The sequence below is a fragment of the Mycolicibacterium llatzerense genome (assembly GCF_000878195.1).
GTDB classification, from domain to species: domain Bacteria; phylum Actinomycetota; class Actinomycetes; order Mycobacteriales; family Mycobacteriaceae; genus Mycobacterium; species Mycobacterium llatzerense.
The window spans coordinates 1-308 of record NZ_JXST01000103.1 but is presented as its reverse complement, the minus strand read 5'-3'; the positions used below and the strand labels follow the sequence as shown (position 1 = coordinate 308).

Annotated in this window: 1 pseudogene; it reads right to left on the bottom strand. The window is 70.5% G+C overall.

The features are described from left to right. A pseudogene (locus tag TL10_RS29365) lies at positions 1 to 308 on the bottom strand (NADH:flavin oxidoreductase); the annotation flags it as partial.

Here is a 308-nt window from a genome sequence, read left to right as displayed (position 1 = left end):
GCGGCCGTGACGTCGTCGATGTCCTGACGGGTGGCTTTGCGGGCGAACCGCATCGACAGCGGGTTGAAGAACCGCACCGGTGCCAGGGCCTTGGCCTTGTTGGTGCGTGAGTTGGCGACCGGCCCGGCATGGCCGATCTGCGCGCTGATCGCGGCACCTTCACCGTGGATGGTGTCGGTGAGTTTGCGCAGGCCGGGGATGGCCTCCGGTCGCATCCAGATCTGCCAGCCGTCGGTGCGGCCACCGGGGGACACCGCGCAGTAGGCGACGGTCGTCATGCCGACGCCGCCGGCCGCGGGCAGCTGGTG